The sequence below is a fragment of the Dielma fastidiosa genome, assembly GCF_003475485.1.
Lineage (GTDB): Bacteria > Bacillota_I > Bacilli_A > Erysipelotrichales > Erysipelotrichaceae > Dielma > Dielma fastidiosa.
This window is the reverse complement of record NZ_QRQL01000007.1, coordinates 134,679-153,457: the sequence shown is the minus strand read 5'-3', so window position 1 is coordinate 153,457 and position 18,779 is coordinate 134,679. Positions and strand designations below refer to the sequence as shown.

Here is an 18,779-nt window from a genome sequence, read left to right as displayed (position 1 = left end):
ATACAAAGGAAACTAGGTGATGCTTATATGAAATTTAATGATTAAATAGATTGTTTTTTTGTTACTCATAGTATACCATATTCACACAATGATTTCATCTGATTTTATCATTTTTTAGATACCTCTTCATAATGAGATATCAGTGATTTGATGCTTGAAAATGAAATTTCCTATATAATAAAAAAAGACTATCTCTCATTGTCTGATTACGACAACTAAAGATAGTCTCAATTTTTATATCCTTCTATGAATTAGAACAAGCCAACAATATGGCCATCCTCATCAATATCCATATCCAATGCCGCTGGATGTTTTGGCAGACCCGGCATCGTCATCACATTACCGGTTAAAGCGACAATGAAGCCCGCTCCAATTGATGGACGCAGCTCGCGAACCGTGATTCTAAAGCCCTTAGGCGCTCCGTAAATCTTCGCGTTATCAGTCAGCGATGTCTGACATTTAGCCATACAAATAGGTGTTTTATTCCAACCCAGCTCATTATAAATTTTAATCTGTTCAGCCGCCTCTTCAGTAAAATCAACACCATCAGCACCATAAACACACTTTGCAATGCGTTCAATCTTCGCCTCAATGGATTCATTTACATCATACAACGGTGCAAATTCATTTTCTTGTTCACAGATGCCCACAAGCTGTTGCGCCAGATCCAGTGCACCCTCGCCGCCTTTAGCCCAAACTTGAGATAATGACATAGGATGCCCCTGTTCGCGGCACCATGCCTGCAGTGCCTCAACTTCTGCCTGTGTATCTGTCGCAAATTCATTAATCGCAACAATATACGGAAGCTTAAACTGTTTCACTGTATCAATATGCTTCGCTAGATTCGCACAGCCATCAAGCATCGCCTGTACATTTTCTTCTTTCAAATTCTCAAATTCAATACCGCCATGCTGCTTTAAAGCACGAATCGTTGCGACAATAACGACCGCGCTTGGTTTCAGATTACCAAACCGGCATTTGATATCCAAGAACTTCTCGGCCCCTAAATCAGCACCGAATCCTGCCTCTGTCACAACATAGTCACCCAGCTTTAATGCCAGCTTTGTCGCTAAGATCGAATTGCAGCCATGAGCAATATTCGCAAAAGGACCGCCATGGACAATCGCCGGATTGTTTTCCAGCGTCTGCACCAGATTAGGCTTGATGGCATCCTTCATAATCATTGCCAGTGCGCCCTCAATCTTCAGATCCTTTACAAAAACCGGTTTACCTTCTAAATTATATCCAATCAGCATATTAGACAGCCGCTCTTTTAAGTCCATTAAAGAAGTAGACAGACATAAAACCGCCATTACCTCAGAAGCAACCGTAATATTGAAACCATCTTTACGCTCAACACCGTTGGCCTTTGGTCCCAATCCTACCTCGATTTGACGCAGCGTACGATCATTCATATCCAGACATCGTTTCCATGTAATCCGCTCAATATCCAGATTCAGCTCATTCCCTTGATGGATATGATTATCAATACATGCACTGATCAGATTATTCGCCGTTGTGATTGCATGCATATCGCCGGTAAAATGAAGATTCAAATCCTCCATTGGAACTACCTGAGCATAACCGCCGCCGGCCGCACCGCCCTTTAAACCAAACACAGGTCCCAAAGAAGGTTCACGAAGAGCAATTACTGTTTTCTTACCTAAACGATTCAAGCCATCACCCAAGCCTACCGTTGTCGTTGACTTACCTTCGCCAGCCTTTGTCGGATTAATTGCCGTTACCAAAATCAGCTTTCCGTCTTTTTTATCCTGATTCTTTTTTAATAAATCAAGATTTAACTTTGCTTTATATTTACCATAATACTCCAGATCATCTTCCTCAATACCAATTTTCTCTGCAACCTTATCAATCTTCAGCAGCTTTGCTTCCTGAGCAATTTCCAAATCTGTCTTGTACATAGTTTCGCCTCTTTTTCTCTCTATTATAAAAGACCTACACGTTTAAAGATAACATCTACATTCTTCACATGATGAGCCGGATTGAAGCAGTCATCGATTTCTTCCTGACTCAGCACTGCTGTAACCTGTTCATTGTTTTCCATCAATTCTTTAAAGTTTACCTTTTCTTCCCATGCTTTCATCGCGTTTGGCTGCACCAAATCATAAGCCTGTTCCCTGGAGAAACCTTTTTCAATCATCTTAAGCATAAAGCGCTGTGAATAAATCACGCCATAAGTCTTATTGATATTCTCACGCATATTCTCTTCAAACACCGTCAAGTTCTCAAGGATTGAACCAAATCGGTTCAGCATATAATCTAACAGTTCTGTCGCATCAGGAGCGATAATTCTTTCCGCTGATGAATGTGAAATATCACGTTCATGCCATAATGGCACATCCTCATAAGCTGCCATCATATAACCGCGCATGACGCGTGAACAGCCGCACATATTTTCAGAACCGATAGGATTGCGTTTATGCGGCATCGCACTTGAACCTTTCTGTCCTTTATTGAAATGTTCCTCAGCCTCACGCACTTCTGTACGCTGAAGGTGACGGATCTCCGTCGCCATCTTTTCAATTGAACCAGCTATTAAAGCCAAGGTTGCAAAGTATTCCGCATGACGGTCACGCTGTAAAACCTGTGTTGAAATATTAGCTGAATGAATACCCAGCTTATCACATACATAATCCTGCACGAAAGGTGGAGTATTTGCGAAAGTACCAACCGCGCCGCTGATTTTGCCGGCTTCGACACCTGCTGCCGCATCCTCAAAGCGTTTCATATTTCTTTGCATCTCATCATACCATAACGCGAAAACTAAACCAAAAGTCGTAATCTCCGCATGAACACCATGGGTACGGCCAATCATCACCGTATCCTTATAACGGTATGCCTGTTTCTTTAAAATACTGATATAACGTTCTAAATCCTCACGCAAGATCGCATTTGCCTGTTTATATAAATATCCGTAGGCGGTATCAACAACATCGGTGCTTGTTAAGCCATAATGAACCCATTTTTTCTCATCACCTAATGACTCTGAAACACACCGGGTAAAGGCTACTACATCATGCTTTGTTTCCTGTTCAATTTCATAGATCCGATCAATATCAAACTTCGCATTTGCCCACAGCTTCTCAACATCCGCTTTAGGGATCTCACCTAGCTCAGACCATGCTTCACATGCCAGAATTTCAACCTTCAGCCATGCCGCAAATTTGCTTTCTTCACTCCAAATATCACGCATGTTTTTTCTTGAATAACGTTCGATCATTTAGTCCACCATATCTTTCTTTCCAATATCACTTCGATAGAACAAGCTATCACTCTTTATTTTCTTAATTTCAGTATAAGCCTTATCATATGCTTCCTCAAGGGTTGCCCCTTCCTCAGTAAGCAGCAGCACCCGGCCGCCAGCTGTCAGCAATTTACCATCCTTCATCTTAGTACCCATATGGAATACCAGGCCATCAACATCCTCAACACCTTCAATCAGTGCATCTTGTGTTGATGATGCCGGATAATTGGTACTGGCAAGCACTACACCAAGACGAACCTTATCTGACCACTTAAGCGTCATTGTTTTACCAGCCATTACATCCAATATGACTTCCACAAAGTCACTTTCCAATCTTGGCAGGATGACTTCCGCCTCCGGATCACCAAAGCGTGCATTAAATTCTATTGTTTTGACGCCATCATCAGTCAGCATCAAGCCGCCATATAAGAAACCAGTGAATGGATGGCCTTCCGCCACCATTGCTTTAGCCATAGGTTTCATGACTTTTTCCATCGCTTCCTCAACAATATCAGGAGTAATCTTTTTCACTGGTGAATAAACACCCATACCGCCGGTATTTGGGCCTTTGTCGCCGTCATAGGCACATTTGTGATCCTGAGCGATTTCCATTGGAATTACGATATCATTGCATACAAAGCTCATCAGTGAGAATTCAAAGCCGCGCAGACATTCTTCAATTACCACACGGTTATGTTCAACCGCAAACGCAATCTTTAATGCCTCAACAGCCTCTTCTAAGCTTTCCGCAACGGTTACACCCTTACCGGCTTTCAGGCCGTCTTCCTTGATTACAATCGGCGCGCCCTTTTCTTCAACATAAGCCAGCGCATCTTCATAATTATCAAAGGTCTGATAGGCAGCTGTCGGAATATGATATTTTTTCATGATTCGTTTAGCGAAATCCTTACTTGTTTCCACCTGTGCCGCATCCTTGCTCGGACCGAAAATCTTAAGCCCTTCAGCCTGAAAAGCATCTACAACACCCAGCGATAAGCTGCTTTCAGGGCCAACGATAGTCAGATCAATCTGTTTGGCTTTAGCGAATTCAGTTAAACCCTTTACATCATCATCACGAAGTTCAACGAGTTCAGCCAGCGGTTCCATGCCGACATTCCCCGGCGCCGCATAAATCTTATCTACCAGTCTGCTTTTTGAGCAGGCATAAACTAAAGCATGTTCACGTCCGCCTTTACCAAGTACCAGTACCTTCATAATGTCTCCTTCCACTGCCTAAAAAAACAAATGACTGTTTCCAAAAAAACAGCCTGTTTAAAGCAGGTTACCACATTTATTTTACTGTATTTAATACTTTTTTACAATGCTTATTATCAGCGTTATGTAAATAATTTTTGGCAAATTTGCAATTTAAAATCGATTTTTTAGTTTGAAACAGCTTTTTTAATTCAAATATCCTGAATAAAAAATGATCTTTGATCAAAAATCAGCATTTTTCGGTTTTCATATTTAAGTCTTTTCATCATCTTTGTGTGCGGATTTCTGCAAGAATTGGTTTATTGGGTTAAAATAGTAATCAGGAGGTACTGATGATGAATCCAAAAATCTATGAATTTGACGCAGTGATCCGCAAGGTTGACGGTATTGACGGCGCTTATATAGAGTTCCCATATGATGTAAAGAAAGAGTTCGGTAAAGGCCGTGTTAAGGTAAAAGCAGCCTTTGACGGTGAACTGTATCTTGGCAGTCTTGTCCGCATGAAAACACCAGGACATATTATTGGCTTAAAAAAGGATATTCGGGCTAAAATCAATAAACAGGCCGGTGATGTTGTGCATGTAGTGATTCAAGAACGTGAATAAGGATCGGTATCAAACTATACCGACCCTTTTTATTTTTGCCAAATCTTTGGTATGACCGTACCGCAGCTGTACAGCATAAAAAATAATATGAATTGACGTTTATTAAACTCACCGCTTTGTATTAAAATTTCCTGTATCTGTCCTGATAGCTTCATCATATAACCGGTTTCCGCATAGCCATTGCGTAAGTAGAATTGTTTGCGTTTTTCTCTTTGCACACGATTAACCGCTAATTCATCACAAGGTTCAATAGATACAAGAACTTTATTAGCTGCTGCCCGCTCTTGTATTTCTTTCAGTATCTGGCTGCCGTATCCTTTTGACCGCTGCTTTTCATCAACTGCCAAAAACATGATAAATGTTTGTTTTCGCAAGGATGCCATGTAGGCAATACCGCATAGTACATCTTCATCATAGTAAGCAAGAAATTCAGTATGCCACAGACAGGACATGATCAGCATCAACGGAAACGGCATCCGTTCTGTCTTTGGAAAAGCAGCTTCATAGAGCTGTTTAATTTCATTTTTACGTTTGCTTTTGAAGACTTTTTCGACATTCATAAGGATTTTACCTTTCACCGGCTTTTCACATGGATACTAAGTCGATTATAACACAGGATCAGTGAATTTCGTTATGCTCTTTAATTTGTTTATACAGGTTGCACGTTAATACGACACAGGAGAGTGAGAAAAAGACCTCAAGGGCGGTGCTGACAATGCCGACTAAAAGGAAAAACAAGCATGACATTGCCGTAATAAAGTGCAGACTATAAAGATAGATTCTATAATCGCTTCGATGCTTCCGGTATGCCCTTCCTACAATGCGATATAGAATTAAAAGCAGTAAGAGTGACGCCAGAAAAGCGAAAACGATATGCAGTTTTGATTGAAATGGAAATTGTTCAGGCAGATAAGGGGTTGTGACAGCCATAAACAGCAGCAATATAGCAATTTTCAACAAGATGCTTTCCAGTCTAGCCTCTTGAAAACGCATCAGGATACGATTGATTAATACATAAAAGTAAATGCCTACCAATACTCCCCATAGTAAAAATGCCAGCTGATTGCTTGGCAGATTTCCATGGACAGAAAAATTTGAATCAAATAAATGACTGCCTTTGATGAAAAGCAGTGTATAAGCTGGAATTAATACATAAGTCATAAGATTAAGCAGCATAAAATCCCTCCGTTATTAGGGTTGCCAGCTATGCTGCTTTTATCAAATCTAAACTATCTCAGCGCGTCGATGATTTTGGTTTTATCGGCTTCTACTTCACATTTCATTTTAATAACTCTGGCTGGATTGCCGACTACAACACAGTTTGCGTCTACATCTTTTGTGACAATAGCACCGGCGCCTACAACAGCGCCCTTTTTGATGCGGATGCCTTCCAGAATTACCGCGTTGGCACCAATCAGTACATCATCTTCAATAATTACTGGGGCAGCATTAGGCGGTTCAATCACCCCGGCCAGTACCGCGCCGGCACCAATATGACAGCGTTTGCCAATCTGTACACAGCCGCCGATGATTGCCCCCATATCAATCATCGTTGCTTCTCCGACAGTTGCACCGATATTAAGAATCGCGCCCATCATGATGACAGCCTTTGACCCTATTGTCACATGTTCACGCACAATGGCTCCCGGTTCAATTCTCGCATCCAAATGTTTGATATCCAATAATCCAACAGCACTATTGCGGGCTGACGGTTCAATAACCAGCTCTTCAATTTCTGACTGATAAGCGTCTAAAACTGGTTTAATATCTTCATAATCACCAAATAGAATCTGATCCTGACTGCCAAACACATGACAATGCTTAAAGGGCAGCAGTGTCCGACATTTAAGATAGACCTTTACTGGTGTTGTTTTCTTACCTTTACTAATCGTATCGATGATTTCCGCTCGTTCCATTTACTTCCTCCCACATGCTTAATACATCCTCCATTGTATAATATCCTTTTTCTTTATCCGATAAAAAAGCCGCCGCCTTGATGGCGCCATTAATAAAAATCTGTTTAGTTACAGCTTTATGAGTAATTTCCAGACTTTCATCCTCACCTAGATACAAGATGGTATGTTCACCAGCTAGGTTACCGCCGCGGATCGCATGGATTCCAATCTCTTTACCGCGCTGACCGCATTCACCGCGCCGTCCGTATAGTTCATTATATTGGTGCATAGGATTCATTATCTGCGCCAGCTGTTTTGCTGTACCGCTGGGCGCGTCAACCTTTTGGTTGTGATGCTTCTCAATAATTTCTATATCAAAATCCTCAGCCAGAATCGGTGTTATCTGCTTCAGGGCCTGTTTCAAGACTGCAATCCCCAATGAGAAATTCGCTTCCTGGATAATGGGTATCTGCATAGCCGCGGCATGAATGGATAATTGCTGCTTCTGCGAATAATTGGTTGTACCTAATACGAGTTTGACATGGTGGTTTAATGCATATTCAAGTAATGCCTGCAGATTATCCGGATGTGAAAAATCGAAGATCAGTTCCGGCGGCTCACTAAGCGTTTGCAGCTCATAACCGCGATGAACCGCGGCGATACTCTCATTATTTTGTTTTTCCAATGTCTGCTTCAGCAGACTACCCATCTTGCCAGTACCCACAATTCCTAACCGCATATGCCTACACCTCATCTCTATACAGTTTATGTCAGAGATCAGCATTAATATTCCTGCCAGTATCCTTGTGCAATTTTTACTGCCGGCCCCTTAAGCCGAATCGTATCACCCACATCAACAATCAATTTCCCATAGGGCAAAAGGACAGTAACCGGACTTACGCATTTACCATCTCTTACCGCTATATAAGCTGAAGCACAGGCCCCAGTTCCGCAGGCCGCGGTAATGCCGACTCCCCGCTCATAAGTAATTAGTTCAATCGTATGCTCATCCATCACCCTCATAAAATCAACATTAGTCCGATCTTTAAAAATCGGATGACTGCAAAGCTGGGCACCTAAACTGTCCATTAATGCAATACCTATGTCATCCATATATAAAACGGTGTGAACAGCACCGATGAATACTGAACTGAGGGACAGCAGCCGATCTGATACAAAAAGCTTCTGATGCATAAAAGTAGACTCCGTTGTATCGATAGCCATCGATGAAGCTTTACAGTCTGGTTTTCCCAGATCAATCGTGCATGAAAAGGGATCATGGCTAATATCCATAACCTTCATTTTACCTGCCTTTGTTTCGATGCTGCTGATTTCACTTTCTGCCATTCCCTGATCGATGCAATATTTAACAAAACAGCGCAGACCATTACCGCACATTGCCGCTTCGCTGCCATCACTATTAAATATACGCATCGTACATGGCTTGCGGGTTACTGTCAGCAAACCATCCGCCCCAATGCCTGTTGTTCGATGACATAGCTTTTGGGCAAGCCTTGATAAGTCCTGATGCCATTCCTCGATAATAATAAAATCATTGCCGCAGCCATGATATTTAGAAAATGCCAGCATTTCATCCCTCCAGGATCAGTATATGTCAGCAGGGATAGAATGTTAAAAAGAAACAGTGCGGTCTGTTTCTTTATCTGCTAATCAATGATTTCCAGCCATGCCTCATAATAATCCGTGCGATCCTGATCAAAAGCGGTACCCATATATTTACCAATAATCATACCTGTTTTCAAATTACGCGCCGTGGCTGCTTCATAAAAAACAGAGGCATTGTTGATTGATGCATCATCAGAATTTAATTTTAATAATCCTTTCAGATAACGCTTCAGTGCTTTATCACCAGCTCTAAATAATTCATCCTGTTCATTATCCGTAAACATGCCATACAAACAAGCTCCCTGCGGCAGTAATAGAATAGCTGAACGGGATGGATCATAAATAAACAGCTCCATATCCTCCTTGCTTTCAAATGAGAATGAACGTATCGATGGTATTTTAACTTCAACAAGCATAAAATCTTTCATTGCTTCTAATTGTTTCACATTTTCAAGCAAGGCTTTTTTATGCTGAATTGCACTCAGCGTTTCCTCTATTTCCTTAATTTGATTCAATAGCTTTGCTTCACTGTCAGCTAATAGCTTCAGCTGCTGATCCGCATTCATTTTAGGCAGTTCACGGATTGACTTTACGGGTATTGATAAACTGCGGTTTAATATTACATCACAAATATCCAGCATTGTTTTCCATGTAGGCATACGATAATTATTATCCGTACTGCGTTCAAAGCGGATTAAGCCTTCATTATCCCAATAGCGCAGTGCTGAAGGGGCGACATGAAATAAGTCAGCTAATTTTTTTAGTGTTTGTTGTTCATTCATAAGATCTCCAATCAAATTTTCTTGACATTAAAGTTACTTTAAGCTTTATGCTCTTATTGTACGCTATTTGGGAGGAGTTTACTATGCAAAAAAGATTTTTTAGTTATGTACTGCCAGCCATGCTTGCCTTTGCATTTACTGGCTTGTATACAATTGTTGATGGTTTCTTTGTCGGCCAAAATATCGGTGATGTTGGTTTGGCGGGCATAAACATTGCCTTTCCTATTGTCGCATTGATTCAAGCTGTGGGCTGCGGTATCGGCATGGGCGGAGCCATTCAGATTTCCGTGAATAAAGGCCGTGGTTCAAAGGATTTAGAAGATAAGACCTTCGGCAATACCTTAACTCTGCTTTTATTAGCGGCAGTGATTATGAGTCTGTTCGTTTATGTGCTGAATTACCATATCCTTGTGCTGTTAGGTGCTGAAGGGAAAGTATTAATCACTGCCTCAAAATATCTGAGCGTTATTGCTTTAGGTTCCATCTTTCAGCTATTTGCCTGCGGCTTCACACCGCTGCTGCGTAATTATGACCAATCGATTCTTGCAATGGCGGCCATGATCTGCGGCTTTGTTACGAATATCATTCTTGACTGGTTATTTGTCAGTGTTCTTAAATGGGGTGTCGGCGGTGCGGCATGGGCAACGATCATCGGACAGATTATGACGGTGATTCCTTGTCTTGGCTTTTTATTTAAGCGCTGCCGCAGCATATCAATCGCTGGCTTTAAGCTAAGCAAAAATGTTGTAAAGAATATAATCCGCATTGGTTTATCACCGTTTGGTCTTACGATGTCGCCTTATTTAGTGATGATTCTGATTAATAAATGGGCCGTGCTTTACGGCGGTGAAACTGCGGTCGCGGCTTATGCGGTTATTTCATATGTGACATCAATTATTTTCCTTTTACTGCAAGGTGTCAGTGACGGCAGTCAGCCGCTGATCAGCCTATGTCTTGGCAGCGGTAATATTCAAGAAGCGCTTCAGATAAGAAAGCTCGCTTATGTGTTTTCATTAATTATCGCCTTGCTGACTGGGGCCGGTATCTTATTGCTGAGTCATTTCATTCCTGTATTATTTGGAGCCTCTGAAGCAGTCGCGGCAATGACTGAAAACAGCCTGCCGATCTTTGTTTCCGGATTTTTGTTTGTTGCTTTCTGCCGGGTAACGACGTCTTATTTCTATGCCACCCAGAAAAACACTTCCGCATATATCATGGTTTATGGTGAACCAATTCTGCTGGCAATCTTGCTGACTGCTGTTCTGCCTAATCTTTTGAAGCTGCAGGGTGTGTGGCTTTCAGCGGTAACGGCGCAATTTATACTTGCCATTATCGGTTTAATATTGATTATGCGTGAGAAGAAACTACAGCTATAATTGTCTGTCATTTTTTCTCAATTCATAAATGAAGGCTTCAATGCGGTTCAACCCTTCAATCAGCTGCCGGGTGCTGCCGCATGTAGAAATGCGGATATATCCTTCCGCATGAAAATAACTGCCCGGCACACAGGCTACCCGTGCTTCATGAAGCATCCGCTTGCAGAATGAAACAGAGTCCATGCCGAATTCTTCTATATTGGGAAAGACATAAAAAGCGCCTGCCGGCTGGTTTATAGGAAGCCCCATCTCCCTCAGCCGCCCAACAGCTAGATCACGATGCTTTTTGTATACTGCCAGCATCTCTGTCGGATCAATCTCCAATGCTTTTATGCCGGCTTTCTGAACAAAGGTATTAACACAGGAAAAACGATACTGGTGGATTTTCATAATTTCAGCCAGTATTTTTTTATCTGCCAGCAAGTATCCTAAGCGCCAGCCGGTCATTGCGTAGGGCTTGGAGAAACTTTTAACGGCCAAAAGCTGGGAGCGAAGATCCTGAAACTTCATAAAGCTGTTATAGCTGTCATCATAAACCAGTCGATCATACACATCATCGCATAAGACAAAGATCTGTTTATCCTTCACAAAGTCATGAATCAGCGTTAAGGATGCTTGATCATAGATACAGCCGCTGGGATTATTCGGTGAATTTAAAAGGATTGCTTTTGTTTTATCACTGAACACACGCTCTAATTCTTCTCGGGATATCTGAAATTCATGGTCTTGAGTATCTAAAGGGATAAAGCGTCCGCCTTCCAGCTTAATTATCGCCTCATACTGCGGATAAGCCGGGGTCGGAACAATAATTTCATCACCCGGATCAATCAATGCCGCCAAAGCGGTAGAAAGCGCATCACTTGCACCCGCGCATACCATGATTTCATCAGCATCATATAAGAGATGATGGTTTTTCCATTCATAGACCGCTATTTTTCTGCGCAGATCTAAATCACCCATCGCCGCAGCATAATGTGTATGATTGTGATCCAACGCCTGTTTTAAAGCCTTTTTGATATCCTTAGGTGTATCAAATGCCGGTTCCCCTAAGGTTAGTGAAATACAATCCGGTACAGCGGCAGCTTCTTCATTAAATGCCCGTATGCCGCTGACTGGTATCTGATGTAATTGCTTTTTTAATTTATTTAACATTGTCGCACCTCTTAATTATTATCATTCATTTTATGCTCATCATCAGAAATTCATACTGTACCATCAGAAAAACTGATATAATAATGAAAAAGAGGGACAATTATGGAAATAACAGTACGCCAGGCAGTCATTGAAGACGCTTTAGCTATACAAAAATTAAACGCTGATTCTTTGCATTATGAATATCCTTTGGAATCTACATTGACAAAGTTAAGAGCCGCGTTAGAAAACGAAAGAATGAGAGTATATGTGGCAGTTTATAAGAATGAAGTAATTGGCTATGTACATGCTCAGGATTATGATGTACTTTACGCAGGACACTGCAAGGATGTGCTTGGTCTAGCCACAGCAAAAAAATGCCAGCGAATGGGGGTCGGCACGATGCTGATGAATGCTGTCGAAGCATGGGCCAAAGAAACTGGTGCTGATTGCGTCCGTCTTGTTTCCGGGGCTGGAAGAACTGAAGCGCATCAATTTTACCGTGCTTGTGGTTATGATGGAGGCAAGCAGCAGATTAATTTTAAAAAACAATTGGGAGATTAAAATGATTATTAGAAAATATCAAGCTTGGGATTGCTTAGAAATTATTGAGCTGTTTAAAGACACTGTTTTAAATGTTAACTGTCAGGATTATAGTCCTGAGCAGCTTCAGGCATGGATTCGCAGCAGTGAGGATGTCGATGGCTGGAATAATGCTTTCCTTGAACATAGGACATTAGTCGCTTTAGAAGATAATAAAATCGTTGGTTTTGCGGACATGACCAATGATGGATTTTTAGATCGGCTCTATGTACATAAGGATTATCAGCACCAGCATATCGGAAAAGCGCTATGTGATGAACTTGAAGCATGGATCTGGCAGCAGGGCGGTGTTAATATCCGTACCCATGCGTCGATAACCGCAAAGCCCTTTTATGAAAAAAGAGGATATAGGGTAATTTGTGAACAATATGTGCAGCGGGAGAACTGCAAGTTAAAGAACTATATTATGGAAAAAAATAACAATAGCTTTGAAAAAGGGCTGAATAATTAAATAAATAGGAATATTTCGTTTAATTCCTTGACTAGGAAGTAACTTCCCACCTTATAATCACCTTGTGAAACAATAATCATATAAGGAGGAAATATGCGTAAACTATTCAAATTACTGCTTTGCGGATTAATGGTTTTGACAACTGCTTGCAGCAAAGCAAATGATTCAAAGCTTTATGAGCCGGGGACTTATTCAGCTAACAGCAAAGGTTTTGGCGGTGAAATTTCAGTCACCATAAATGTCGATGAATCTTCAATCACCAATGTGGAAATCATCGGTGCTGAAGAAACCCCTGAAATTGGCGGTAAAGCGATTGAAGAAATGCTTCAGCAGATTCTTAATGCCCAAAGTGATGAGATTGACGGCATGTCAGGTGCTACTGTAACTTCTAATGCTGTGCGTGAAGCACTTCGTTCTGCGCTGAATCAAGCAAAGGGAATCAGCAGCAATGAATTAAGTATGACAGATGGTACATATAGTGCAGCTGCGGCATCTTATGCGGAAATTAATGGTTTAGCTACAACTGGTTCACTGACAATGGAGGTGACGATTAAAGATAATAAAATTGAAGCAATTGAGATTCCTGAATATACAGATACTGATATTATCGGAGGGATGGCCTTTCCAATATTGACGGAAAGAGTGATTGAATCACAGTCGATGAATTTAGATGCCATCAGCGGTGCAACAGTATCTTCAAATGCTTTCTTTACTGCTTTGAGTGATTGTGTTAAACAAGCAGGCGGAGATGTCAGCATTCTCAAATCTATTGAGATAGAGAAAGCTGAGCCTAAAATTGAGGAGATAACGACCGATGTTCTTGTGATTGGGGCTGGTATGGCTGGTCTTACTGCAGCTATTGAAGCTGCTGAGCAAGGCGCTGAAGTTCTTTTACTTGAAAAGAACCTTGTATATAGTTCATCAACAACCCGGTCATTAGGTTTTATTGTCGGAGCCGATACCGAAACTCAAAAGGCAAATGGTATTGAAGACAGCGAAGAAGCTTTCTATCAAGATATCGTAAGTTTATATGAGGGTGAAGAGCAGTTAGACCTGAATTTAATTCACAAAATGGCTTTTGATTCATCTGAACTTAATACTTGGTTAAGTGATCATGGTTTAGAATTTACAAATGTTATCAATAAGAGTACAAAAGGAGAACGTGCTGTCAAACGAATCCATACCACAGCGAGCGGGTCCGAAGTTACATCAACACTTGTTGAGGCAGCGGAAAAAGCAGGTGTAAAAATCTTAATGGGAACCCCTGCTACATCTTTAATTCAAGAAAATGATGGTTCAATCAGCGGAGCACTGGCGACTAATGGCAATGGTGACAGTATAACTATTCATGCTCAGTCAACAATTGTAGCTGCGGGTTCTTATACAAATGATGAAACACTATTTAATGAATTAAATCCACTAATCAATAATATTGCCTATGCTTGCGGCAGCGGTGAAGGCGATGCCTACCGTTGGCTTAAAGAAGTCGGGGCAGATATTGTGGAAATACCATACACACAATTTATGTATTACAGTTATGCAACCTCTTTTGAGGAATTCCCAGAATTCATTCCTAATTCTCCTGATAATCCTGTATATGATATCTTATTGGTAACAGGCGGAGCAGAGCGAGTGACTGCCGAAGATAATTTTTGCTTTGAATTTACTAAAGAAAACTGGATTCGCGGCTACAATGAAGGGTATGCAATTGTAGGAGCAGAATTTGCTGAAAAATATCCGATTCTAATGAAGAATGTATTAAATCATGACGTGCCGGGTTCAGGACTTCCATTTGCTTATCAAGCTAATACGATTGCTGAGCTTGCTGAACAAACTGGTCTTGACGCTGATACACTGCAAGCAACAGTTGATCGTTACAATGAACTTTGTGATAAAGGTATTGATGAAGATTTCGGTAAAGACAGTGCATACATGAAACGTTTAGAAGGGCCTTATACAATAATCCGACTGCCGATGATTACAACCGATGGATATACTGGTGCACGGATTAATGAAAATGCACAGGTATTGGATTCAAATGGCGAATGGATTAAGGGATTGTATGCGGCAGGTTCATGCGCAGACGGACAAACTGTTTCAGTCAATTACTTTGGCTGCGGTACATCACTTATGACATGCGGTGTCTTCGGACGTGCAGCTGCAATTCATGCTGCTTCACAGTTAAACAAATAATGATCAGAGCATCGCTGCCTTGACAGTGATGTTCTTTTAATTCATAATGTAAAGGGTTTCTTATGAAAAACAATCAATTCATTTACACTACTAAAGAAGTATCACGATATTACGATTTAACCGGTAAAGGACTGGCTTTTTATGAAGAAAAGGGGATCATATCTCCTAGTCGTACTGATAACCATAAATACCGGGTTTTTACACTGGCTGATTGCTATAATCTTTACCATTCCAAGCTTTACAGTAACTGTGGCTTCACTTTGAAAGACACAGCAGACATTCTTCAGCATGAACATCTAAATAATACCTTACAGCTAGTAAACAGTAAGGCAGAAGAAATGCGCAAGAATATCTTAAAACAGGAAAGAATCCTTTATCATTTACAGCGAATTGCAGACACATTGGAAAAATACAATAACGATAATTCATATGAGATCATCAACAGCCCGGATTTTTACCGATTATTGGTGCGTGATTTTGATACTCCTCATATAGCCTCTCCTGCCCAAGCCGCAGAGTTTGAAGAATGGAATTCTATAATTCCTATAAATACAGCATCATTGAAAATACCTAAACTTGCTTTATTCTCAGATATACCTGAATTTAATGTTGGAATTGGTAATATTATCAGTAAATATGACTTCGATTTATTCCAATTTAAAATGAGTGAGTCGGTTGAATTGCTGCCATCACGAAAATGTCTTCATGCGATTGTGAAGGGCAATAGTGAAAAAATCAATACTACTGAGTGGTTAAAAAATGTATTAGAATATGTACAAAATAAAAATATTAAAATCATAGATGATGCTTATACTTCAATGCTGATTGTAACAAATGAAGATAATTTGAAAGTAAGATATGATGAAATCTGGATACCCATTGAATAATTAAGTAAAAGAAAAAAAATGGATGCGGCGTGATTGGCTGCATCCATCTTTGTCTATTCTACTATGTATACTGACACATAGGAAGCCGAATCGCCATTATCCCAATTCAACTCCATCTCAACAAAATACTTGCCAGGTTCGTTTGGCAATTCTGCCTGATAATTTTTCGCAAACCCTTTATTCATGAATATAACATGTTCAGGTTCGTTTGGCTCTGCTTTCTTTTGATAGATTGTCAAAGGGATTTCGGTACACAGCTTTTCATCACTTTTTTGTACATACAGCTTTAAATCTGCATCAATTTGTATATCGGCATACAGCGTTTCCTGATTAAAAACTGTACTTTCCATCAATTCCACAGCTTGTCTGCCGCCTGTTTCATCGACCATATTATCTTCACCAACGTGATAACTGAAAGTTTTTATGTAAAGGTCCTGTCCATTTATCTTAATACTTGGGCCATTAATGCCATTTTTAAATTCTGAACTAGACGGCCGCCAATAAGTTTCTACAACATATTCAATGCATGATATAGCAGAAGCATAATTATATGCGTACTCTTGCCCGTCAAAAAGCATTGTATATTTAGCATAATTGTCAGGGATATAGATTGCTTGACTGCCATTCTTCAGATTAATTCTAGCCTCAATATACTCCTGATTCTCTGAATGGATATAATTATTATCATCTGTCTGATCATAAAGATAAATACTCATAATCTGATGCATAAATTTTTGAATACTCTCTTGATTATGAAGAGCTGCCGTAAGATTTGTCTGATTATCTTTATGTGTAATGTCGATATAGTCAATATCCGTAACTTTAAATGGCAGTACATCTTTTAATTGAAAATGCTGCGCAGTGAGTATTTCATACTTATCATTCTTTAGAATTTCTTCAATCGCCAATGGATTTTGGATATTCATAACTTGCTCGTTGACTTTTACACATGGGGTATCTGTTAAGTCAAAAACAATCCGCTGATCATCCAGCAAAATTTCTACAGTAACTGGGTTAGGCAAGCCTTTGATTGTCTGATGATTCTCTTCACTCAGTTTTAAATCCATAATCAATTTGAGCCATTTCTCTGCATCGTCTTTAAAATATATATCCTCATCAATTCTCTGAATGAATAGCACAGTTTCCTGGCATTCTTGATTTTGAATAACTTTTATAAATTCATCATAATCTATGTCTTGATAATCTTCTAAAGAGCGAAATGGTTTATTCACATATGTACCCAATTCATTCATATCAAACTCTTGTGCTTTAGTTTCAGGCATTTCTTTATTGCAGGCAACCAAGCTGCCAATTGTCATAGCAAATATCACAAACAGGCATAGTGACAGCTTGCCCTTTCTCTTATCACGCATATCAAGGTTATTTACAAATCTCTGTTTAATATGCTTTTTTGATGAAAATGCTGTCGTAAGCGGCTTCGCTGTAAATCGTTTATCAATCGCATTTAAGATTGTTTTATTATACGATTTACGATATTCAAAATTATGCTTCTTAACTACATCCGCATCGCAGGCAAGTTCAAGATCCTGTGCTAATGCGTGGTTTAACCAATGAACCATGGGATTAAACCAATGCATAGCTGCTGCCAGCATACCAATCATTTTGATCCAGATATCTTTGTTACGATAATGAATACATTCATGACGGCAAATGAAATGATACTCTTCTAAAGTGTAATTACAATCTGGGAAAATGAGTATTGGTTTTATCAAGCCTGTCATCATCGGTACGGTAACGTATTTCGATTGATAAACATAAACCCTATTTTTAATACCCAACCGATGACCTTCTTCATTCGCAATCGATAGGATAGAACTATTTACCACTGTGGCCCAACGCTTCAATTGTATTCTGAAACAGATATAAGTAAGCAGCTGTTTGCAGAGTAACAGAATAAATCCTGTAAACCATACAATAGCGATGCTATGGTTTAAATTGAATCGCTTTACATTTTCCTGCTTTACTGGTACATAATCATTTTCTTTTTTACTGGATGCCTGCACTGTGTCATATGAATCAGTAATGGGGATTTCATCCGAGGTCATGATTTGAACATCACCCGTCTTTGTCATTGCCGTATTCATATCAGGAGCACTTATTTGTACGATGGGCTGTACAAGTTCAAAATTGATAGGAAGTATCAATCTTACTGCCAGGATCAGCCAGACCCATACTTTCCATTTTGCAATGAAAACATTGTTAAAGAAAGGAGATAACAATAACACCAACATGATAACAACCGATGTGGATATGCTTATTTCGATAATTCTAAGAAATAGAGTCTCCATAATCAATCCTCCTCGTGAAGATTGTTTAAATAGTCCCTGAGGTCATTAATATCCTGTTTACTAATCGCTTCATCATTAACCAAAGATGAAACTAGAGATGTCAGTGAATTTCCATAAAACTTTTCAAGCACTGACTTACTTTCAAGACTTGAGTATTCTGCTTCGCTAATCAGAACCGAATAAAGGTTGGCTTTCGCTGATTTATCAATTTCAACAAAGCCTTTTTCGCTTAATCTTGTCAGCAAGGTCAACACTGATGTGATAGCCAACTGCTTCTGCTGGCTTTCTTTTAATTGATTCATCACATAGGCAGCTGTAACCGGTTTGTCAGTCTTCCATAACACCAACATAATATTCAATTCTGCTGATGGTAAGCGTTTAATTGTAGTCATAATATCACCTCTTTCTTCTACATATGTAGAACTTTATACTTATATTCTA

General features: G+C 40.1%; 18 protein-coding genes. 6 read left to right on the top strand and 12 right to left on the bottom strand.

Annotation, left to right across the window (positions count from 1 at the left end):
* Positions 1-251: 251 nt before the first annotated feature.
* From DWZ33_RS13730 to purD, 3 genes are read right to left on the bottom strand one after another with little or no spacing between them, the layout of a single operon-like run.
* On the bottom strand, positions 252-1,922 hold the full coding sequence (locus DWZ33_RS13730) for a formate--tetrahydrofolate ligase (protein WP_022939329.1): 1,671 nt from the start codon (positions 1,920-1,922) through the stop codon (positions 252-254).
* Positions 1,923-1,945: 23 nt separating this feature from the next.
* Positions 1,946-3,241 (bottom strand): adenylosuccinate lyase, encoded by a 1,296-nt coding sequence (gene purB / locus DWZ33_RS13725; RefSeq protein ID WP_022939330.1) that lies wholly within the window; start codon positions 3,239-3,241, stop codon positions 1,946-1,948.
* Positions 3,242-4,480, bottom strand: coding sequence for a phosphoribosylamine--glycine ligase (gene purD, locus DWZ33_RS13720; RefSeq protein WP_118455285.1), 1,239 nt, complete (start codon positions 4,478-4,480; stop codon positions 3,242-3,244). It abuts the gene before it with no gap.
* Between the two features lie 335 nt (positions 4,481-4,815).
* Here purD and DWZ33_RS13715 point away from each other — a divergent pair, with 335 nt between their 5' ends.
* Positions 4,816-5,085 (top strand): DUF1905 domain-containing protein, encoded by a 270-nt coding sequence (locus tag DWZ33_RS13715; RefSeq protein WP_118455289.1) that lies wholly within the window; start codon positions 4,816-4,818, stop codon positions 5,083-5,085.
* Between the two features lie 29 nt (positions 5,086-5,114).
* On the opposite strand, the gene DWZ33_RS13710 is transcribed toward DWZ33_RS13715, so the two are convergent.
* The 6 genes from DWZ33_RS13710 to DWZ33_RS13685 form a co-directional block, all read right to left on the bottom strand.
* The gene (locus tag DWZ33_RS13710; protein WP_118455283.1) at positions 5,115-5,645 is read right to left on the bottom strand and encodes a GNAT family N-acetyltransferase; all 531 of its coding nucleotides are present in this window, start codon (positions 5,643-5,645) and stop codon (positions 5,115-5,117) included.
* Positions 5,646-5,703: 58 nt separating this feature from the next.
* A complete protein-coding gene (locus DWZ33_RS13705; RefSeq protein ID WP_118455282.1) occupies positions 5,704-6,261 on the bottom strand; it encodes a hypothetical protein in 558 nt (185 codons plus the stop codon).
* Between the two features lie 53 nt (positions 6,262-6,314).
* Complete coding sequence (gene dapD / locus DWZ33_RS13700) at positions 6,315-7,001, bottom strand: 2,3,4,5-tetrahydropyridine-2,6-dicarboxylate N-acetyltransferase (protein WP_118455280.1); 687 nt, start codon at positions 6,999-7,001, stop codon at positions 6,315-6,317.
* The gene (gene dapB, locus DWZ33_RS13695) at positions 6,970-7,719 is read right to left on the bottom strand and encodes a 4-hydroxy-tetrahydrodipicolinate reductase (protein WP_118455279.1); all 750 of its coding nucleotides are present in this window, start codon (positions 7,717-7,719) and stop codon (positions 6,970-6,972) included. Before dapB ends, dapD begins: the two co-directional genes overlap by 32 nt.
* Positions 7,720-7,763: 44 nt before the next feature.
* Positions 7,764-8,570 (bottom strand): diaminopimelate epimerase, encoded by an 807-nt coding sequence (gene dapF / locus DWZ33_RS13690; protein ID WP_118455277.1) that lies wholly within the window; start codon positions 8,568-8,570, stop codon positions 7,764-7,766.
* 77 nt (positions 8,571-8,647) lie between these two features.
* Complete coding sequence (locus tag DWZ33_RS13685) at positions 8,648-9,388, bottom strand: MerR family transcriptional regulator (protein WP_118455275.1); 741 nt, start codon at positions 9,386-9,388, stop codon at positions 8,648-8,650.
* Between the two features lie 83 nt (positions 9,389-9,471).
* Here DWZ33_RS13685 and DWZ33_RS13680 point away from each other — a divergent pair, with 83 nt between their 5' ends.
* Positions 9,472-10,764, top strand: coding sequence for an MATE family efflux transporter (locus DWZ33_RS13680; RefSeq protein ID WP_118455273.1), 1,293 nt, complete (start codon positions 9,472-9,474; stop codon positions 10,762-10,764).
* Here DWZ33_RS13680 and DWZ33_RS13675 read toward each other — a convergent pair.
* Positions 10,759-11,916, bottom strand: a complete 1,158-nt coding sequence (locus DWZ33_RS13675; protein ID WP_118455271.1) for a pyridoxal phosphate-dependent aminotransferase — start codon at positions 11,914-11,916, stop codon at positions 10,759-10,761. The two genes, DWZ33_RS13680 and DWZ33_RS13675, sit on opposite strands and share 6 nt — an antisense overlap.
* Before the next feature lie 102 nt (positions 11,917-12,018).
* Here DWZ33_RS13675 and DWZ33_RS13670 point away from each other — a divergent pair, with 102 nt between their 5' ends.
* The 4 genes from DWZ33_RS13670 to DWZ33_RS13655 all read left to right on the top strand — a co-directional run bounded on the left by DWZ33_RS13670 (position 12,019) and on the right by DWZ33_RS13655 (position 16,029).
* Complete coding sequence (locus DWZ33_RS13670; protein WP_022939341.1) at positions 12,019-12,459, top strand: GNAT family N-acetyltransferase; 441 nt, start codon at positions 12,019-12,021, stop codon at positions 12,457-12,459.
* Between the two features lies 1 nt (position 12,460).
* Complete coding sequence (locus tag DWZ33_RS13665) at positions 12,461-12,949, top strand: GNAT family N-acetyltransferase (protein WP_118455270.1); 489 nt, start codon at positions 12,461-12,463, stop codon at positions 12,947-12,949.
* A 93-nt stretch (positions 12,950-13,042) separates the two neighbouring features.
* Complete coding sequence (locus tag DWZ33_RS13660) at positions 13,043-15,142, top strand: FAD-dependent oxidoreductase (RefSeq protein ID WP_118455268.1); 2,100 nt, start codon at positions 13,043-13,045, stop codon at positions 15,140-15,142.
* Between the two features lie 62 nt (positions 15,143-15,204).
* Positions 15,205-16,029: a MerR family transcriptional regulator gene (locus tag DWZ33_RS13655; protein WP_118455266.1), complete on the top strand. Its 825-nt coding sequence runs from the start codon at positions 15,205-15,207 to the stop codon at positions 16,027-16,029.
* A gap of 53 nt (positions 16,030-16,082) precedes the next feature.
* Here the strand turns inward: DWZ33_RS13655 and DWZ33_RS13650 are convergent, their stop codons facing one another.
* Positions 16,083-18,338 (bottom strand): M56 family metallopeptidase, encoded by a 2,256-nt coding sequence (locus tag DWZ33_RS13650; protein WP_118455264.1) that lies wholly within the window; start codon positions 18,336-18,338, stop codon positions 16,083-16,085.
* A gap of 2 nt (positions 18,339-18,340) precedes the next feature.
* Positions 18,341-18,730 (bottom strand): BlaI/MecI/CopY family transcriptional regulator, encoded by a 390-nt coding sequence (locus DWZ33_RS13645; protein ID WP_022939344.1) that lies wholly within the window; start codon positions 18,728-18,730, stop codon positions 18,341-18,343.
* Between the last annotated feature and the right edge of the window lie 49 nt (positions 18,731-18,779).